Origin of the sequence: Pseudomonas lundensis (assembly GCF_002269125.1) — a bacterium.
Classification (GTDB): domain Bacteria; phylum Pseudomonadota; class Gammaproteobacteria; order Pseudomonadales; family Pseudomonadaceae; genus Aquipseudomonas; species Aquipseudomonas lundensis_A.
The window spans coordinates 194,078-213,776 of the sequence record NZ_NQKI01000001.1 but is presented as its reverse complement, the minus strand read 5'-3'; the positions used below and the strand labels follow the sequence as shown (position 1 = coordinate 213,776).

The 19,699-nt window shown below is 55.7% G+C and carries 14 protein-coding genes; 7 read left to right on the top strand and 7 right to left on the bottom strand.

Annotation, left to right across the window (positions count from 1 at the left end):
• The first annotated feature begins 77 nt into the window (after positions 1-77).
• The gene (locus tag CJF39_RS00975; RefSeq protein WP_094991744.1) at positions 78-494 is read left to right on the top strand and encodes a hypothetical protein; all 417 of its coding nucleotides are present in this window, start codon (positions 78-80) and stop codon (positions 492-494) included.
• Positions 495-497: 3 nt separating this feature from the next.
• Here the strand turns inward: CJF39_RS00975 and CJF39_RS00970 are convergent, their stop codons facing one another.
• Both CJF39_RS00970 and CJF39_RS00965 read right to left on the bottom strand, forming a co-directional pair.
• Complete coding sequence (locus CJF39_RS00970) at positions 498-731, bottom strand: DUF1161 domain-containing protein (protein ID WP_094991743.1); 234 nt, start codon at positions 729-731, stop codon at positions 498-500.
• Between the two features lie 170 nt (positions 732-901).
• Positions 902-1,333 (bottom strand): OsmC family protein, encoded by a 432-nt coding sequence (locus tag CJF39_RS00965; protein ID WP_094991742.1) that lies wholly within the window; start codon positions 1,331-1,333, stop codon positions 902-904.
• A 216-nt stretch (positions 1,334-1,549) separates the two neighbouring features.
• Here CJF39_RS00965 and CJF39_RS00960 point away from each other — a divergent pair, with 216 nt between their 5' ends.
• The gene (locus tag CJF39_RS00960; RefSeq protein ID WP_094991741.1) at positions 1,550-2,554 is read left to right on the top strand and encodes an LLM class flavin-dependent oxidoreductase; all 1,005 of its coding nucleotides are present in this window, start codon (positions 1,550-1,552) and stop codon (positions 2,552-2,554) included.
• A gap of 91 nt (positions 2,555-2,645) precedes the next feature.
• Positions 2,646-5,576, top strand: coding sequence for an RHS repeat-associated core domain-containing protein (locus tag CJF39_RS00955; protein WP_170942630.1), 2,931 nt, complete (start codon positions 2,646-2,648; stop codon positions 5,574-5,576).
• Between the two features lie 44 nt (positions 5,577-5,620).
• Here CJF39_RS00955 and tauD read toward each other — a convergent pair whose 3' ends face one another.
• Genes tauD through tauA form a run of 4 tightly spaced genes read right to left on the bottom strand, consistent with a single transcriptional unit; the run spans position 5,621 to position 9,148 of the window.
• Positions 5,621-6,454: a taurine dioxygenase gene (gene tauD / locus CJF39_RS00950; RefSeq protein ID WP_094991739.1), complete on the bottom strand. Its 834-nt coding sequence runs from the start codon at positions 6,452-6,454 to the stop codon at positions 5,621-5,623.
• A gap of 55 nt (positions 6,455-6,509) precedes the next feature.
• Complete coding sequence (gene tauC, locus CJF39_RS00945; protein WP_094991738.1) at positions 6,510-7,349, bottom strand: taurine ABC transporter permease TauC; 840 nt, start codon at positions 7,347-7,349, stop codon at positions 6,510-6,512.
• Positions 7,346-8,140 carry a taurine ABC transporter ATP-binding subunit gene (gene tauB, locus CJF39_RS00940; protein WP_094991737.1) on the bottom strand — a complete coding sequence of 265 codons (795 nt, stop codon included), beginning with the start codon at positions 8,138-8,140 and terminating at the stop codon, positions 7,346-7,348. The genes tauC and tauB overlap by 4 nt, the downstream gene beginning before the upstream one ends.
• 27 nt (positions 8,141-8,167) lie before the next feature.
• Positions 8,168-9,148: a taurine ABC transporter substrate-binding protein gene (gene tauA, locus CJF39_RS00935; protein WP_094991736.1), complete on the bottom strand. Its 981-nt coding sequence runs from the start codon at positions 9,146-9,148 to the stop codon at positions 8,168-8,170.
• 496 nt (positions 9,149-9,644) lie between these two features.
• Here tauA and CJF39_RS00930 point away from each other — a divergent pair, with 496 nt between their 5' ends.
• Complete coding sequence (locus tag CJF39_RS00930) at positions 9,645-10,991, top strand: OprD family porin (RefSeq protein WP_094991735.1); 1,347 nt, start codon at positions 9,645-9,647, stop codon at positions 10,989-10,991.
• 263 nt (positions 10,992-11,254) lie between these two features.
• Here the strand turns inward: CJF39_RS00930 and CJF39_RS00925 are convergent, their stop codons facing one another.
• Entirely contained in the window at positions 11,255-16,555 is a 5,301-nt protein-coding gene (locus CJF39_RS00925) for a dermonecrotic toxin domain-containing protein (RefSeq protein WP_094991734.1), read from the bottom strand.
• A gap of 313 nt (positions 16,556-16,868) precedes the next feature.
• On the opposite strand from CJF39_RS00925, the gene ssuE reads away from it, so the two are divergent.
• From ssuE to ssuD, 3 genes are all read left to right on the top strand, one after another.
• Positions 16,869-17,462: an NADPH-dependent FMN reductase gene (gene ssuE, locus CJF39_RS00920; protein ID WP_094991733.1), complete on the top strand. Its 594-nt coding sequence runs from the start codon at positions 16,869-16,871 to the stop codon at positions 17,460-17,462.
• A gap of 87 nt (positions 17,463-17,549) precedes the next feature.
• Positions 17,550-18,515 (top strand): sulfonate ABC transporter substrate-binding protein, encoded by a 966-nt coding sequence (locus tag CJF39_RS00915; protein ID WP_094991732.1) that lies wholly within the window; start codon positions 17,550-17,552, stop codon positions 18,513-18,515.
• 31 nt (positions 18,516-18,546) lie between these two features.
• On the top strand, positions 18,547-19,695 hold the full coding sequence (gene ssuD / locus CJF39_RS00910; protein WP_094991731.1) for an FMNH2-dependent alkanesulfonate monooxygenase: 1,149 nt from the start codon (positions 18,547-18,549) through the stop codon (positions 19,693-19,695).
• Positions 19,696-19,699 lie beyond the last annotated feature (4 nt).

Genomic DNA, 19,699 nt, shown 5'->3' with positions numbered 1-19,699 from the left:
GCTGTTGAAAGGGGCGGCGCGCCACAGCTGACAGCAACGGCGCTATGCTGGCACTTAAGACGAGTGGAGGAATAAGCATGCGGACGTTTTTAGGGCTAGCACTCACGTGTGTGCTGAGTGCGTGTGCCAGCACGCCTTTACCTGAGCACAATCGGGCTCTGGCGTGGGTTGATCTTGAAACCCAAACGGGCAAGCTGGTGATGGCGGAGCGACTGGACAATCAGCGCGTGGCCGATGGCCGCTATTTTCAGGTGTCCCCGGGCAGCCACGAACTCATGGTGCGCTTCGATTACGAGGTCTTTATCGGGGGCATGAGTCAGTTCAGTAACCCGCAGGAACGGTTGTGTTACCTGACGCTCAATTACACCGATTTCCAGCCGGGGCAGCGCTACCGGTTGCAGGCACGCTCCCTGGGGTTTAACGCCTATGCCCGGCTCTATAACGCCGAGGGCAAGGTGTTGGCCGAGGAGCGGCTGGTCAACTGTATTCCGTAGCGATCAGTTGTCGTTCTTCTGGTAGATGATCTTTTTCGTACCGTTTTCGCAGGTGCCCACCACCATGTTTTGGTCTTGAACTTCGTCGTTGGTCACGATTTCCAGGGTGTAGGACGACACGTTATTAGCCTGAATCTTGGCCTCAATTTCAGCCTTGAGTTCATCACACGGCTTGGGTGCGGCCAACGCGGTGGTGGCCATGGCGCAGCAGATAACAGCTAGAGCGAAACGTTTCATGGTGAGACTCCCTTGATTGCAATGCGCAAAGTCATGCATTGACGCACGCGGAGATGATTCGATCACATCGGGCGTCACTCGGGACTGATCCAGGGCACATAGACGGGCATTGTTGAGGTCGCCTCTGCCTGCTCAACAGTGAGCGGGCAGAGATACCGTGCCGCGTCTGGTCAGCTCAACAACGTGGCGTCGAGGGTGATGTTGGCATTGAGAACCTTCGAGACCGGGCAGCCTTCTTTGGCCTTGGTGGTCAATTCATCGAATTGCTCCTGGGTGGCGCCCGGCACTTTAGCCTTGAGCACCAGGTGCACGGCGGTGATCGCAAAACCGTCGTCTTGTTTGTCCAGCGTGACTTCTGCGGTGGTATCGATGCTGTCGGCCTTGAGCCCTGCATCACCGAGAATCATCGACAGGGCCATCGAGAAGCAACCCGCGTGGGCCGCACCGATCAACTCTTCGGGGTTGGTGCCTTTGCCGCCTTCAAAGCGTGCCTTGAAGCCGTAAGGTGCTTCACGCAGTACGCCGGTTTCAGTGGAGATGGAGCCGATGCCGGTTTTAAGATCGCCTGCCCAATGAGCCGATGCTGTCTTTTTAATACTCATGCGTGCCTCCTGAAGAACGGCGTGAAGGTTTCACGCCTGGTGTGAAGTTGTGAGGGTAGTCGGCGCACTAAAGTTCATCCTGTCAGACCAATCGTCTTTTTTAGTAGCTCATTTCATAGTCTGCTATTGAAACTCGGGTATATGCCCATATTGCAAAGAGCACTGGCAGGTTTTGGCGAGCGTCTGAGCCTGCGTCCCACTAGGAGTAGCCGGCTGATGACATCCCTGTCCGATATCAAGTTCTCGACCCTCGATTTGGTGCCTGTGCGCGAAGGCGGCACTGCTGCTCAGTCGCTGCACAATTCGCTGGACTTGGCGCAGCACGTAGAAAAGTTTGGCTACAACCGTTTTTGGGTGGCTGAGCATCACAACATGGATGGCATTGCCAGCTCCGCGACATCGGTGTTGATCGGGTATCTGGCGGGCGGCACGTCGACCATTCGCGTGGGCTCGGGCGGCGTGATGCTGCCAAACCATGCGCCGCTGGTGATCGCCGAGCAGTTCGGCACCCTTGAAAGCCTGTACCCGGGGCGGATTGATCTGGGCCTCGGCCGCGCGCCGGGCTCTGATCAAATGACCGCCCGGGCGTTACGCCGGGAACGCTCCGGCAGCGCCGATGATTTTCCTGAAGATGTGGCGGAGCTGATGCGGTATCTGGGGCCACGTACACCGGATCAGCGGGTGATTGCGATGCCGGGTACGGGTACGAACGTGCCCGTGTGGCTGCTGGGCTCCAGTTTGTTCAGTGCACAACTGGCGGGTGAGCGCGGACTGCCTTACGCGTTCGCCTCCCATTTCGCACCCCGGTTGATGCACGAAGCCATTCGTGTTTACCGCAATCATTTCAAACCCTCGGCAGTGCTCGACACCCCGTATGTGATGCTGGGCGTCCCCTTGGTGGCAGCCGATACCGATGAACAGGCCGAGTACCTGGCCACATCGGTTTACCAGCGCATTCTGGCGTTGATGCGTGGGCAAAGTCTGGTACAGCGTGCGCCGGTCAAGAGCATGGACGGCGTGTGGCTGCCTCACGAAAAAGAGGCGGTGATGAGTTTCCTGGGTCTGGCAATGGTCGGTAGCCCGGAAAAAATCCGCGCCAAGCTTCAGGTACTGGTTGAGCAGACGGGGGCCGACGAGCTGATTTTCACCTGCGATTTGTATGAGCACGCCGACCGTATTCATTCCTATGAGCTGCTGGCGCAGGTGATGAAGCAAGTCTGATACGCGCATCCCGGCGCTATAAATAATGACCACCTGACGGCCTTACCGGGCCTTCAGGCTGGCATGACCTTGTCTTTTTGCGGTCATGCTCATGCCTTCGTCTTTGCATCATCACACCCCGAGCCTCACGGCTTACGACCCCCGCGCCCTGACTGTGCGTCAGGTGGCGTATCACCGAACCTTACCCCGCGCTCAGGCCGTGCCCCGTATCAGCAGTCAGATGTGGAGTGCCACGGGTTTGCTGCTGGCGCAATGGGACCCGCGTTTGCACACGCAGCGTCAGCACGCGACCGTTACCGGCTCTAATCAAAACACCCTCTACAGCCTCAGCGGGCAGCCATTGCACAGCTACAGCGTTGACGCGGGCAGTCGCTGGTGGTTGCGCGGATCGGCGGGGCAGGTCTTGCAAAGCCGGGCCTCGCGAGGCAGCCAGCAACGTCACGTGTTCGATCAATGGCTCAGGCTGACATCCCGGCATGAACGGGAGGCCGGTGAACCCCGGGAACGTTGTGTGGAAGTCCTGACGTACGGTGGCACGACCCCTGAAGATCAGGCTGCCAACCGATCCGGCCGCTTGATACGTCACGATGACCCGTCCGGCACCTTGCGTTATGAGCAGTATTCGCTGAAGGGTCAGCTTTTGAAGGAAGCGCGTCAGTTTTGCCAGTCATTGGAACCGGTGGACTGGCCGCAGGCAGTCAGTGAGCGTGACGCGCTGTTGGAAACGCCGCGCTTTGTGACGGCCTGGCAATACGATGCGTTTGCCTCGGTAATCGGCCAAACCGATGCCAAAGGGCATACTCAGCACTTGGCGTACGGCATCGACGGGCTGTTGCTTGAAAACGCCTTGACCCTCAAGGGCGAGCGCCGGCAAGTGCTGATGAGTCAGCGCGTGTATAACGCCAGTGCTCAACTGGAATCCGAACGCGCCGCTAATAACGTCAGCACCCTGGCTCAATATGCGGCGCCCGATGGCCGGCTGGAGCGATTACTGGCCTACCGTGAAGCTGAGACAACGGATCCCTTGCAAGACTTGGCCTACGAATATGACCGTGTCGGTAACGTGACAAAAATCAGTGACGGCGCCCAACCGGTGCAGTGGTCGTTCAACGCTCAAGTGGACCCCGTCAGCACCTATGGTTACGACACGCTTTATCAGCTGATTTACGCCACCGGCCGTGAGAATGCGAACAACGACGCTACCCGGTTTTTGCCGCCGTGCATGCTGTTCGGTATGAAGGACGACACTGTTTGGCGCAACTACAGACAGGTGTACGCCTACGATGAAGCGGGCAACTTGCTTCAGTTGCGCCACAGCGTGAATACGGGGGGCGGGTACAGGCAGCGAATGGCAGTGGCCGATGCCAGTAACCATGGCGTGCTGCAAGAGGACCCGGGCGTGACGCCCCCGACACCGGGGCTGGGAAGGGCGTTCGATATGAATGGCAATCAGCAGGCGTTGTCTGCAGGGCAGGCCTTGCAATGGAGTGTCGCCAATCAACTGCGCAAAGTGACGTTTGTGCAGCGTTCTGACGGCCAAAACGATGACGAAGTCTACCGTTACGACGCCTCGGGGCAGCGTGTGCAAAAAGTGCATACCTCACAGGCAAGCACAATGACGCACACCCGGATGGTTCGGTATTTGCCGGGCCTTGAGATCCGGCATGACAGTGCGACCGGTGAACAATTGAACGTGGTGTGCGTGAGTGCGGGCTTGAGCAGTATCAGGGTGTTGCAATGGGATCAGGGGCGCGCACGCACTGCCCCTGAAACTCAAATACGTTTCAGCCTGGTTGACCTTGTAGGCAGCAGTTCGCTGGAGCTTGATGGGCGAGCGCAGCTCATTACTCAGGAAAGTTACTACCCCTATGGCGCCACTGCCTGGTGGGCGGCCAGGACATCGCTGCAAGCCCGCTACAAAACCATTCGTTATTCAGGCAAGGAGATGGATGCCAGCGGGTTGTATTACTACGGGATGCGTTATTACGCACCGTGGTTGCAACGCTGGATCAGTCCCGATCCTGCCGGTACCCTGGACGGGTTGAACCGCTACGCGATGGTGTCCAATAACCCGGTTTCCCGGATCGATCTTTATGGTTTGAATGGTGTGTCAGCCGACACCCGGCCAGCGCGGGTGCAGGCGCTTGATCGTTATCTGCGCGAGAACTTTCCAGCCATTTACCTCAAAGAGCTTGATACGTTTGCGTACCGGTACAGCTCTACCCAAGGGCCTCACGCGGACATCATCGGAGCATTGCGAACCCAAGGATTTAACTTCGATGAAATGGATCTATACAACCAGTCGGTGAGCTTGGGTGCGACCAGGCCGGCCAATATCCTTGCAGGTTTGGGTGAGGTGTATATCGCGTCTGCCAATTACTTCAATGAAATGGCACGCTATTTGACCAACCCTGCAATGCATCCCGACAACCCTGGTCCCAGGCTGTGGGAGGACATTCCCACAATGTATTCAGCCATGGAACGATCCGATGCCACCACTTTTGACCCTGATGTCTCCGGAATGAGTGACGCGTTAAGTATCGGGCGCAAAAGTGCGGTCACACTGTTCAATCAACATATTCTGCGCAACCCCGGCACCACGGAAACCACCACGTACAGGGGGCAACAGGTGAGTGAATTGGGGTTAAGAGCGCTAGAAGCGCATGCCCAAAACAAGGACATCCTGCGGACCGAGCAATTTATGTCCGTCAGCGACATGATGAGCGTGGCCAAGCGATTTGCATTCGGTACGTACGACACGCGCAAAGTGACGTTGAAACCGGTCATGTTCACCGTGAAAGGCACCAGCGCCATGGAGTTGCTGTCACCGGTCAATGAGGCCGAACGGGTGTATCCGCTCGAATCAACGTTCACCATTAAATCGGCCGGTTTCTCCCAAGCGGTGGTGAAAGCCTATGCCCCGTTCGCGTCCCACTTTGTGCTGCAGGAAGTCAGCATTCCCGAGTCAACCCGGAAAACACGGCCCTTCATGACCGACCCCCATGGCAGCAGGCGTCACTAGCGCCAGACAAACCGCGGTGACGCGATGTGTCTGCGTCCATCACTTCAAAACGGTGCATCGCCCAGAATGGTGGCGCGGTGCATCACGCGGCGATTCGGACGGTAGTCATCCACGGCGTAGTGCTGGGTCACACGGTTGTCCCAAAAGGCGACGTCGTTTTCCTGCCAGCGCCAGCGAATGGTGTACTCAGGGCGAGTGGCATGGGCAAACAACAGCGTGAGGATGGCATCGCTTTCAGCTTCAGAAAGCTCATTGATGCGTGTGGTAAAGCCCTCGTTGACGAACAGCGACTTACGGCCGCTCACTGGGTGTGTGCGAACAACCGGGTGCGACAGGGGCGGGTTGTTTTTGCGCGTCTGGTCCCAGCGTGCAAAGTCTTCCGGGGTCGAGCCAAAGCGCTCCAGCGGGAACGACTTGGTGAAATCGTGGGTCGCCGTCAGCCCGTCCAGCAGCTGCTGCAAGGGTGCGGACAACCCCTCAAACGCTGCAATTCCACTGGCCCACAAGGTGTCGCCACCAAAAGCGGGCAATTGCTTGGCGCTCAACACCGCGCCCATCGCAGGCGTGGGCAAGAAAGTGACGTCGGTGTGCCAGACGGCATTGTCGCGCACGTCCGTCACGGCGGTGTCCAGCACCAGCACTTCAGGCTGCTCGGGGATATTCGGGTAAATCGGATGTATATGCAGATCGCCGAAATTGGCCGCGAATCGCGCTTGTTGCTGCGGGTTGATCGACTGATTTTTGAAGAAGATCACTTGATGCTTGAGCAGCGCCTGCTCAATGGCTTCGCGTTGTTCGACGCTCAGCGGCTGAGTCAGGTCAACGCCTTCAATCTGCGCGCCAAGGGCAGTGCTAATCGGGGTAAGGGTCAGGCTCATGGTCATTCTCTTCATCAGCGCGCCGATTGATCAGCGTCGTGTTAGTTCGAAACAGTTAGTGAGCCTGGCCGTGCCACGGCACCAGCTTGCGTTGCAGGGCGCGCAGGCCCATCTCCATGGCAAAGGCGATGATGGCAATTACCAGAATTCCTAGCACCACCACGTCAGTGACCAGAAATTGCGCGGCCGACTGCACCATGAAACCAAGACCGCTGGTGGCGGCGATTAACTCGGCAGCCACCAATGTGGACCAGCCGACGCCCAGGCCAATGCGCACGCCGGTCAGAATGTCGGGCAGGGCGCTGGGCAAGATCACATGCCGAATCAGTTGCCAACGGGTAGCGCCCAGTGACTGCGCGGCACGCACTTTGGCCGGGTCAACATTGCGCACGCCGGTGGCGGTGGCAATGGCAATCGGCGCGAAAATCGCGAGGTAAATCAGCAACACTTTCGACAGCTCACCGATGCCGCACCAGATCACGATCAGCGGCAAGTAAGCCAAAGGAGGGATCGGACGATAGAACTCGATAAGCGGGTCGAAAATCCCCCGCGCAATGCGGTTATGACCAATTGCAATGCCCACCGGAATTGCAGTGAGAATGGCAAAACCCAGGCCCAACCCAATGCGACTCAAGCTCGCACCCAAGTGCTGCCATAAGGTGGAATCCATGTATCCCGAAGTGACCAGCAACCCGCCTTTTTCCAACACCGCAGACGGCGGTGGCAAAAACAGCGGCTCAATCAAACCCGCAGCCGTCACGGCCCACCAGGCAGCGATTAGCGTGAGAAGTGTCAATACGCTGATCCAGCGCGTGCTCAATTGACGTTTGACCGGGCGCTGCGCTTGAGCCACGGCGGTCGGGGAGGCGTCGTTCACCAATTCATAGCTGCTCATGCGCGCTCCTGCCGCTGGGCGGCGCCGCGTTGTGAAAACACCCGCTCAAGCACGTGTTCGCGGGTTTCAATGAAACGGGGATCTGACTTGATGGCGCGGGCGGACTCGCCAGCGGTATAACGCTGACCGAAGTCCAGTGTCAGGCGCTCGACAATGCGGCCTGGATTGGGCGCCAGCAGGATCAGGTCGGTGGCCAGAAACACGGCTTCTTCGATGTCGTGGGTAATCAGAAACACCGGTTTGGCGGTGCGTCGGCACACTTGCAGTAACAGCTCCTGCATTTGCTCGCGGGTGAAGGCGTCGAGGGCGCCAAACGGCTCGTCCATCAGCAGCAGGCGAGGGTCGGCCGCCAAGGCGCGGGCAAGCCCCACGCGCTGTTTCTGACCGCCCGATAGCTCCCACACCCGGCGTTTTTCAAAGCCAGACAAATCCACCAGGTCGAGCATTTCGCGGGCGCGGCTTTCGCGTTTATCACGGGCCATGCCTGCCAGTTCAAGACCGAACGCCACGTTGGCCAGCACGTCTTGCCACGGCAGCAACACGTCATCCTGAAACACCACTCCGCGCTCGGCACTTGGGCCATGCACGGGCGCGCCATCCAGGGTGATGCGTCCACCGCTGGGTTCGACAAAGCCTGCAATCAGGTTCAGCAACGATGTTTTGCCGCTGCCCGACGGGCCGAGTGCGACCAGCAGTTGCTGCGGGCCAAGGTTGACGGAAATATCCGACAGTACCGGCTCGGCAGCCCCCGGGTACTGTGCGCTGATGCGCTCCAGTGATAACAAGGCCATGTCGGGCGACTCCTGAAAAAGCGTGAGTTATTGAGCGATGTAGCTGGCGTTCACCGCCGGTGCGTAATCAGGCAGCACGGCGTCCACCTTGCCTTGCTCTTTAAGGAAGGCCGCCGTGTCAGCCAATGCTTTGGTGGTTGGCGCCCCGAGCAAGACCGCCTGATCGGTGGCTAGCGGGTACACATTGCCTTGCAGCAGCAACGGGATATCAGCCGCCTTGGCGCCTGACAGCTTCACCAGCTTGTCGATATTGCTCTGATTGGCCAGCCAGGCTTTTGGGTCTTTGTGATAGTCGGCATAAGCATCCAGTGTCACTTTGGCGAAGGCTTTGACGACCTCAGGGTGTTTGGCGGCGAAGTCTTTGCGCACGATCCACGCATCAAACGTCGGTGCACCGAATTGGCTCAACTCACCCGAGGTGATCAGCACCTTGCCGTTTTCCTTGGTGGTGCCCAGAGCCGGGTCCCACACGTAGGTTGCGTCGATGTCACCCCGCTTCCAGGCGGCAATAATGGCGGGCGGCGCGAGGTTCAGAATCGTCACCTTCGACGGGTCGATATTCCAATGCTTCAACGCGGCCAGCAGGCTGTAGTGGCCTGTCGATACAAACGGCACGGCAACTTTCTTACCGACCAAATCCTGCGGGCTATTAATGCCTGAGCCGTCGCGCGCTACCAACGCTTCGGCACCCCCAATCTGGGTGGCAATCAAAAAGGTCTCGACCGGGACGTTACGGGTGATCGCAGCGGTCAACGGGCTTGAGCCCAGGTAGCCGATTTGCACATCGCCCGAAGCGATAGCGGCAATGATGTCTGCGCCGTTATCAAATTTGCGCCACTTGATATTGGCGTCGGTGGCTTTCTCGTAGGCGCCGTCTGCCTGAGCAACTTTTGCAGGGTCTACGGTGGTTTGGTAGGCAACAGTGACATCCGTGGCAGCCTGTGCGAAGAAGCTTGCAGTTGCCAGGGACAAAGCAGCCAGAAGGCGTAGGGGAGAATACAGTTTCACGATGAAGCTCCTCGACAGGCGGCCGGATATCGGCAGAAAGCGAGGTTAAATGATCTAAGAATGGCTAAATAAATAACTTTTAAGCATTAGCTTATGAAGTTCTTCCTGCCGCCTTCAGGGCGTCCAATAAAACTGATCCGGTTTTTACACGGGGCACTGACCCGCTCGTCGCCTTAGATGAAAACCGACTTAAAAATTTCATAAATATCTATTTAGAAATTAGACCAAAGGCCGATAGCATCCCTTCACCTGTGCGTAGGAAAAGTCGCTTATATAGCTGTTTGATCTGAGAATTTCAGAAATAATTCTTTTTGGGTTTAACAGAAAGCCATTACCCTACGCACAAATCGCAGAAGACTAGACAAAGGTCGTAGACACGAAAAGTTACGATTGACTTGTCAGTCACTGTCTGGCGCTAATCGCGCATCTGTAGCACCGAGGCGTCAGATCTCGGGCTAAAGAACTACAAAAATTAGAAAAGCAAAGGAGCAAGACAATGAACAAGTCCACCTTGGCCGTGGCTGTGGCCGTAGGTTTGTTGGCACAACAAGCGAACGCTGCCGGCTTCATCGAAGACAGCAAGGCAACGCTGAAACTGCGTAACTTCTACATCAATACGGATAACCGCGACTCAGGCACCAAGGCCGCTGGCGCTCAGAATAAACAAGAAGAGTGGGGCCAAGGCTTCCAGCTGGACTACACCTCGGGCTTCACCCAAGGTACCGTCGGTTTCGGTATTGATGCCATCGGGCTGCTGGGTGTGCGTCTGGATTCGGGTGGCGGTACAAACGGCGTAGGTTCATACGGCGGCACCGTTTTCCCAAGCAAGTCCAATGGCGATGCTGTGAATGAATTTTCCAGCCTGGGCCTGACCGCCAAAGCCAAAATTTCCCAGACCGAACTGCGTTACGGCACCTTGATGCCGAAACTGCCGGTCATCTCCTATAACGATGGTCGTCTGTTGCCTCAGACCTTTGAAGGTGGCCAGATCACCTCCAACGAGTTCAAGGACCTGACCCTGATCGGTGGTCAGATCGAGCACGTTAAAGGCCGTAACTCCAGCAACAACGAACAGATGTCGATTGGTGGTGCAAGCGCTCGCACTGCCAACAGCAATAAGTTCATCTACGCTGGCGGCGATTACAAAGTCACCAAAGACCTGTTGCTGCAGTACTACTACGGCAACCTGGACAAGTTCTACAAACAGAACTTCCTCGGTCTGGTACACAACTGGTCGATCGGCCCGGGCGTGTTGAAAACTGACCTGCGCTACTTCAACAGCCGTGATGACGGTAAAAATGCGTACGACCCTGCTTACTTCAGTAACGGTGACTACGCCAACAGCGTGTCGAAGAACGGTAAAGGCAAGGTTTCCAACAACCTGTACAGCGGCCTGTTCCTGTACACCGTTGAAGGTCACACCTTCGGTGGCGGCTATCAGGTGAGCAACGGCAGCAGCGACTTCCCTTGGCTGAACCAGGGTGATGGCTCTTCGGCTTACCTGACCACTGACATGCAAATTTCCAAGTTCGCCCGTGCTGGCGAGCGCACCTGGCAAGCACGCTACTCGTACGACTTTGCCAAGCTGGGTGTGCCTGGCCTGACTGCAGGCGCTGTTTACCTGCGTGGCGATAACATTGATACCTACGGCAAAAGTGGCCAAACCAGCAATGGTGCCAGCGAGTGGGAACGTGACATCACAGTGGCTTACGTCGTGCAGGAAGGGCCGTTGAAAAATCTCGGCTTGATGTGGAAAAACGCCATGTGGCGTAACGACATTGCCAACCAGCGCGATCAGGACGAAAACCGTTTGATCGTCAGCTACTCGATCCCGTTGCTGTAATTCGGGCGTAGCGCAAAGGTAAGAAAAATCCTGCCCGGCGCAATGCCGGGCAGGGTGTTTACCGAAGACCAAAGCGATCAATTCGCAACACATGAATAGTCGCAGCTCCCTGCCGCTCCCCTTGCCTAAACCTGAGCCCAGAGTGGACCCGGTGCTTTGGCGCGTCCAATGAAACAGTTTTTAATATTCGATACAGACCTACAAACATCGCGCGTTGTTCTTTCTGGGTCACTGAGGGGGCAAGACCCGTGACAACCAGCGGCTCAAGGATTAACGGGCACATATTGATCTATCTTTCCGCCCAACCGGGCGATGATCATTGCTAATGAGTCCGCATTCGAGAGGATAATATTCACCCTTTGGGTCGGGTTAGTGATGAACTCATCCCTGGCTTGGTCCAGCGTCGCCTTACCGGTTTGTTTGAGAATGCTGTTTGTCCCCGAATCTGTGATTTGACTGAACAACTCATTGCGCGGTGTCGAATTAGACAGCGTTTTATTGTGCAGGTCGTAGATGATATTAAAGATGGCACGCTCATTGGCAGTGCGTGATTCAAACAGTTCAGGGTAGGGGAAACTAGAGTTTAAGTAAGCGATGTCTTCTGTGTTAACGACTTGATGTGACACTTCATGGATAAGCGTGACCGCGCGCCAGTGATTATCAATGTTAAAAGGCGGGATGGTTTTTTTAATGCCCGTTAAAGGGTCGGGCCCGTAGGGGGAGATAACCGGTTGAAAGAAGTTGTCATCTAAATAGATGTATTTCACCTCGTCCTGCCGATGAACAAAGGCGACGCGCAGGCTCTCGCGAGACGATTGCTTCCCCGAGACATACCGCAATGAAGTAAGAGGGTTCATGGACCGTTTCAATAGGCGGCCAAGAATGGCGGACACTGCAGAGGCGAGTTTATCAATGTGGGCATGGCGCAAATTATTTATGCCCAGGTGATTTTTTAACCATTGGGCCAACGGTGCGTATTGACGGTTGTCTCTGTCGATTTGTTTTAATACTTTGGACGCTTCAGTTAAATAACTGACCGCTGTTTCGTGGGCTAACACAATCGCGGCGGCTTTATCAGGGCGCAAGGCAAACATCAGCGGCATGCCGACAATTTCAATAGGAAAGCTGCTGTCACCAATGGGTTCATGTACTCGCGAGAATACCGGTCCGCCACCCAATAGGGGTTCTCGCAGGTCCAATTCCCAGCGTTGTAACGAGTTGAGTTTTAGCGCGGGGCCTTCGCGCTGCGCGTCAATCTTGATTCGCCAGCGCTGGGCAATTAAGTTGACCGGGTACACCTTACCCCTCATGACAATATAGTGATTGTTCGACGTTGTGTTTTGATAAACCCCGGTCGTCCGGTCAAGGCTTAAATCCTTCAATGAGACGGTGTGGTCAATGTAGGGGTCCAACAATGAGATCTGTTCACTGCTGTAACGGGCAATGCTTAATGCAGCGGTTATTCTGTCTTCGGGGCCGCTGACAAGAGGCGGGACAAAAGGTGAAACCCAGGGCGTACCCGTTGGTTTCCTGGAGCGCGTGTAGACCTCAGATGCAACCAACATGAACGCAATAACGAATTCACTGATGGCCTGACCCCAATACCCCTGCTCGCCTGCTTTAATGGCTTCCCTCACCAGCCCGAACGTTTGCAAAATCATGACAGGAATGCTCAATCTGGCCGGTACGTAAGACGGCAGTACGGTAGACATTCCCAACGAAATGAGTTGATTGAACCACTCCGCATCGGACGTCTCGACAATGCCAGTGGGTGTTGCGGCCATTGCCAACAGGAAATCCAGATTTTCACGGTAGAGCCGAGGCAGATAATTTTCCAGAATCGGGGCGTTTGAAAGACTGACCGGCCCTTGCGCAATCAGATCGAGACTGGGAATAAAACGTGTGATGAAGGTGACGTGAGGATTACTGAAGCCCCCATTCTCATACTTGCTGCGTTCATATTGAGGCACTCGCTTTAACACTTCTGCCTGAAGCGATTCATGGGTTGTGAGCGCTGCGATTAAACCGGCTTCGTTTTGGAATTCTTTGAACATCATGGACTGACTGTACGTGGTCCATACAATGAGCGGTCCCTGGGTTATGTCTGTGGGGCCGATTAAATACATCCCTTTGACAGGGTCAGGTGTCGCTGAGTCTGAGGCGCATAGTTGCAGGGGGCGGATGATAAGCGGGGTGTCCTGACAAGGAGGTCGCGCCAGGGCGTCGGGAAAGCTCAGAACATGCTCTACATAGCGGTACGCTGCCTCGCTCAATACGCCTGAAAGTTTGCCCATGAATGCACTTTCGAGCGTTTGTGCAGGTAACTGTTGGCTGAACAGCTTGAAGCGCTTCTGATACTCGGGCTGATCAGGGGCTAACGCGTCTTTGAGCAGTGTTTGATAGGCAATGTGTATGTCCAGCGCTAGCAATTTCTCTTTGATGTAAGGCTCATTCAACCCAGGGGGCAATGGGGTGGCATCAGGTGCGCTGAGTTCGATTTTCCCGGGAGGCGCGGCCAGTCCGGTCAACACATAGTCCGTGAGGTTAAACGTTTGAACAGGCGTTTCGCTGGCGGGGGTCGTCACTTTGACAATCCACGAGGGGCCCAGGGTTTTCACGCGGATATGCGTCGAGTCGAGTGCCTGCTGAGGGAAGTCTTTGCTCAGGGTTTCATTGAGCGCCTTACGGGCAAAACCGGTTAAGTCCGGCACACCGTATAAATAATCCTGCTCGCCCTGATAAACCGCCTGGTAACGCTCCAGAATCAGCGCGTATTCATAGTGTTCCTGGGTTGTCGCATCTTTTAAAACAGCGGGCAGCTTCCTTTGGAAAATGGCCGTTTCTACTTCCAATAAAAACCCCGGGATATTAAAGCCTGCGCGAATGCGCTCAAGGTAGGCCTGCATAGCACTCTTGAACGTTTCACTGGAATAGTTGGACTCCATGGCGTTTGCCAGCGTCTGTTGAATATCCGTGGTGTGTTGATCAAGTGATTGTGTGGCGAGGTCTTCAAGGTAATCGCCCGTCAGCAACTCAAATTCAAATAACGGACGTTCCTCGATAAGCAGTCTTTCCCGTTGAGCACTGACAGACGCCCGGTTGAGGCTGTGCATGCAGTTGGTTAATTCAAGATGGTCTATCCGGTGCGCCAAACGAGCACGCAGTGCTTGCTGACATGCCGCGAGGTTTTGAAAGGCTTCGAATCTTCGGCTTGGGGTCCATAAAATGGCGTGGCCAGCGCATTCTGATTGAAGGCCACCGTGTTCGGTGATGACAAAACAATCCGCTAACAGGGCGCTTATTTCCTGAGCGGGTGAATACACAGAGACGCTGTACACATCAGGTGCAAAGTAATAATACGTTTGGCGCTGGTCGCGCTGGCGATGTGCGCTGAGTGCTGAGATGCAGCCTGCATCATGCACCGATAACTGCGTGCTGTAACGGAAGTAGTGATAGCCTTCTCCCCATAATAAGTCGGCTTTAAACTTAGCCATTGTCTTTCTGTTTTGGTGCGTTTGAGGATTCTTATTGTTAGTTAAGCTGTTTTTACAATAAGCGAGCGTATTTAAGTAAAAGTGTTTTCCTTCTATCAGCACAAGGTCATACAGTTTTTTACTTTTGATCTCCGGTATCTTGAATGAGGCGGCGGTATCATCCATGCGCTCGGTAAATGACACATCACGATAGTCAGTAGGGAGTTGATGATAGCGGGTCACATGTTCCAGCAATGTATCAATGATTGAGCGTGACGTGGCAGGCCGGTCTGCAGTTGCTTGGGTTTCAACCGTGATCCTGTGCAGGTCAAGCTCACTGCCTTCTTTTTTTCTCCATGCATGAAACAACTGGTGGTAGGCCGCTGATTCCAGAGTGGGCAGCGTGTCTACAAATGCATCAATGCCTTCGCTTAGCGTGGTCAGCGTGTGTTTGATGATGTCGCCTGATTTCATTTCCCGGGTTAAAAAATATTCGCCTGCGTCGATGCCGGTGTCTGCAATTGAGGGTTGGCTGCTCCAGCGTTGAGTCGTATTAAGTTTGGTGAGGGCTGGGTTAATGAGTGCGCGGATATCCAACGCGTCATCTAGTAATGCATGTACATGGCTGGCGGCGTCTGAGAGCGTAAACCCCAGCGGGGGTAAAAAGTGAGTGCTGTACCAATGGCTTAGATAGGTGGTGTCAGAATGCATCTTGCTGAGTAAGGTCTGTGGGAGTCTTTGATACAGGCCACTTGTTTGTGTGATGAAAAGCACTTTAAGTGTTGTGAGGTTATTTAATCGATCCCGGTCTCTATGAAACATGTACCGGGACACGGGGTCAGGCAAGGTGCCTGGGCCTTCTTCAGCCGTGTGTTTAAGTGCTCTGAGCGTCAGCCGCTCTTCAAGGTACTCCAGGAGCTCAGAGGTATTGTCAAACCATTGCAAGCCGGCATCAGTCATGGCACACACTTTGGTATTTTGATCGCCAAGGTGAATGCAGTACCAACCTACGACTTCAAGTAAATAGTCTTGAGGCGTTTCAATAAGCACAGAGGTCAGTACCAACGTATCGTCGCTGTGACCATTCGCGTAACGGTATAGCCTGACAAGCTCTGCCTGCGTTACATACCCGAGGTGCCTGGCCTGTAGCAGCTCATTGATGAAGCGGTCTCGCAGGGCGTGTTCTATGTAACTGCCAAGGTCAGCGCGGTCAGGTTTTCCATGTTGCCAGTGCGCCTCAATGGCATTGAATAAATCATTGGCCAGGTTTTTTTTGATTTCCATCAGCCAGCGGATCATGTCGGCTTTATCCTGACTGGCTCGTATCAGCGCATCACCACTGCAGGCCGCAGGGGATGAGAGTTCTATGCCCCATTGCTCGCGTCCTGAATGTTTGCAGTAATGTGCCAGCACATAATCAACTTCAGGGCTTGTCTCCTGCACCTGTGGCCCGCCGTGGTCAGGGCCGCATAAAGAGTGCTTTTTTTTAGAGTATTCGTATTGTTGTGTCAGGCCAGTTTGAAGCTGAGTACGAGCCACCGATCGAAGTGAAGGGACCTCAGCAAGCGCCTTCAATAAATATTCACTGTCGGCTTGAATGCCGAATTCGTAATAAACGCTGGTCGTTGCGAAGACATCGTCTGCGATCAGACGTCTGCTAAATGATCCTGAAAATTGGCCCCCCCCTAAATGGCGTAGCGGCAAGGGGATACAGGGCAATAAGTCCGAAGCCTGATCGAGAAGGCTGTTAACGAGGTAGAAATTGAGCGTGCTCCAGGAGTCGTATCGACTCACCCCGTGGGCGACCGTAAATAATAAGTAAGCGGTGTTATCAGTGTGGGCTGACGACACGACAAACATGCCTCTTAACTGGGCGGGGTCGTGTCCGGTGCCATTGATCATGATGTTGCTTACGAACACAGGAGCAGGTCCTTGGCTGCGTTCCGATCCGAGCGTCACGGCCACTCTCTTGTACATGTCACGCTCATCGCTCGTTATTTCAACGTCTTCAACTGCCTTATCCAAACTTATTTCATACAGGCTTTTGAGGGCGGTTTCTGAATAAAAAACAGTCGAGTCGGTGTTACTCATATGCGTCACTCCATGCTGTTAATGGCCCTCGTGGGGGGTGAAGACGGGAGGCCATTCCAGTGATGGACGCTAAGCCAGGTGCGACGCGCATAGGTGGTACATACAGTCATTGTCCAGCTGGCGCGTAGGCGATTCTCTTGGTGGCAGGTATATCCCCTGTGAGGATCGGTAAAGGCGCCCAGATATATGCTTAAAAAGAATAAACAAATGAATAAATATGATTTATGGATATAAAAATCGCCTGTTATGGTCTGCCTACCCAAGCGAAAACGCTGACGGCGATTTGCACACATTCATGCAAGGAATTCTCTAGATGCTGGTCGTGACACTCGGAGGAAGCCCAAGCCAACGATCCCGTTCCGGGGTGTTGCTGGATCGCGCCAAACACTGGCTCAACCAGCAAGGCGTCAAAGTGGTGAGCTATCAGGTGCGTGATTTTCCGGCTGAAGATTTGCTGCATGCGCGATTCGATAGCCCCAAGATCATCGACTTGTTGCAACAGATCGAAAACGCCGACGGGCTGGTCATCGCGACGCCGGTGTACAAGGCGTCTTTCAGCGGTGCCTTGAAAACTGTGCTCGATTTGCTGCCTGAGCGGGCGCTGAGCCACAAAGTGGTATTGCCGATTGCCACGGGGGGCAGCATCGCTCACATGCTGGCCGTGGATTACGCGCTCAAGCCCGTGCTGTCGGCGCTCAAGGCACAGGAAATGCTGCACGGCATTTTTGCCGATGACAGCCAGATTGCTTACGGCGAAGGCAGCGCCCAGCCGCAGTTGGCACCCGTGCTGGAACAACGGCTGAACGAGTCGCTGGAGCAGTTTTACTCCGCGCTGGCGCGTCGCCCTAAACCGCTGGACCCGAACATCCTCAACGAGCGCCTGGTGACGGCTCGCTGGAGCATTTGAAACACCCTCTTATGTAGTCCCACCTTACTGATCCGCTAACGGCTCGGCAGGTGCTATCTGAATCTCGAAAAACAAAAGGAGAGCGCCATGCGCCCTGTCATTTTGCGTCGAGGTCTGGTCGCACTGTTTGCTGCGGCTGTGTCCTTCGGCGTTGTGTTGGAAGCTCAAGCGGATGCCCTGCGCATTGGCTATCAGAAATACGGCACGCTGATGCTGCTCAAGGCCAAAGGCACGCTGGAAAAGCGTCTGGCCGAACAAGGCGTTGACGTTCAATGGACTGAATTCCCCGGCGGCCCGCAATTGCTGGAAGGCTTGAACGTCGGGTCGATCGACTTTGGCGTGACGGGCGAAACGCCACCCGTGTTTGCCCAGGCCGCGGGCGCCGATCTGCTGTATGTCGCCTACGAGCCCCCGGCCCCCACCAGTGAAGCGATTCTGGTGCCCAAGGATTCACCAATCACCTCGGTGAAAGACCTCAAGGGCAAAAAAGTCGTGCTCAACAAAGGCTCTAACGTCCACTACCTGTTGGTACGGGCACTGGAAGACGCAGGCCTTCATTACACCGACATCCAGACGGTCTTTCTGCCCCCGGCGGATGCGCGTGCCGCGTTCGAGCGCGGCAGTGTCGATGCCTGGGTAATCTGGGACCCGTACCAGGCAGCGGCCGAGCAACAGTTGCAAGCCCGCACGTTGCGCGATGCCAGCGGTATTGCGGACAACCATCAGTTCTATCTGGCCACCAAGCCCTACGCCGAACAGCACCCCAAGGTGATCGAAGTGTTGGTGAATGAGGTGCGCAACATCGGGGACTGGGCCAAGGCCAACCCTGAAGAGGTGACTCAACAAGTAGCGCCGCTGTTGGGGTTGTCGCCTGAAATCACGCTGACGGCCGTCAAGCGCCAAGGCTATGGCGCGCAGTTTCTGACCCCGGAAGTGGTCAATGCGCAGCAAAAAATTGCGGACACGTTTCACCAGCTCAAGCTGATTCCCAAGCCGCTGGTGGTCAAAGACGTGATCTGGACGCCCCCGGCCGCTGTGGCCAACGCCCTCTAACGTTTGCCGTACCCATTTAGGAGACCACTCCATGAGCCTCAATATTTTCTGGTTCCTGCCTACCCACGGTGATGGCCATTACCTTGGCACCTCCGAAGGCGCCCGTGCTGTTGACTACGGGTACTTGCAACAAGTGGCACAAGCGGCAGACCGTCTGGGTTTCGGTGGTGTGTTGATTCCCACCGGCCGTTCCTGCGAAGACTCATGGCTGGTGGCCGCTTCGCTGATCCCGGTGACCCAGCGCTTGAAATTCCTCGTGGCGCTGCGCCCCGGCATTGTGTCCCCGACCGTGGCGGCTCGTCAGGCCGCGACCCTGGATCGTTTGTCCGGTGGGCGTGCGCTGTTCAATCTGGTGACCGGTGGCGACCCGGAAGAATTGGCCGGTGACGGCCTGTTCCTCAGCCATGAGGAGCGTTATCAGGCGTCGGTCGAATTCACCCGCATCTGGCGCCGTGTGCTGGAAGGCGAAACGGTGGATTACGACGGTCAGCACATCAGCGTCAAAGGCGCCAAGCTGCTCTATCCACCGATTCAGCAGCCGCGTCCGCCGCTGTACTTCGGTGGTTCCTCGGAAGCGGCCCAGGACTTGGCTGCTGAACAGGTCGAGATGGTGCTGACCTGGGGCGAGCCGCCCGCGGCTGTCGCGCAGAAAATCGAGCAGGTGCGCGCCAAGGCCGCCCAGCATGGCCGCAGCGTACGCTTCGGGATTCGCCTGCACGTGATCGTGCGTGAAACCAACGAAGAAGCCTGGAAAGCCGCTGACAAACTGATTTCCCATCTGGACGACGACACCATTGCTCGCGCTCAGGCATCGCTGTCGCGGTTCGACTCGGTGGGTCAGCAGCGCATGGCCGCCTTGCATGGCGGCAGCCGTGACAACCTTGAAGTGAGCCCCAACCTGTGGGCGGGCGTGGGGTTGGTGCGTGGCGGTGCCGGCACGGCGCTGGTCGGCGATGGCCCTACCGTGGCTGCACGGGTCAAGGAATACGCCGATCTGGGCATCGATACGTTCATTTTTTCGGGTTATCCGCACCTGGAAGAGTCGTATCGGGTGGCGGAATTGCTGTTCCCACACCTCGATGTCGAGCGCCCCGAGTTGCCTAAAAGTGCCGGTTACGTGAGTCCGTTTGGCGAGATGGTGGCCAACGACATTCTTCCCAAAGCCGCGTCGCAGAGCTGAGGCC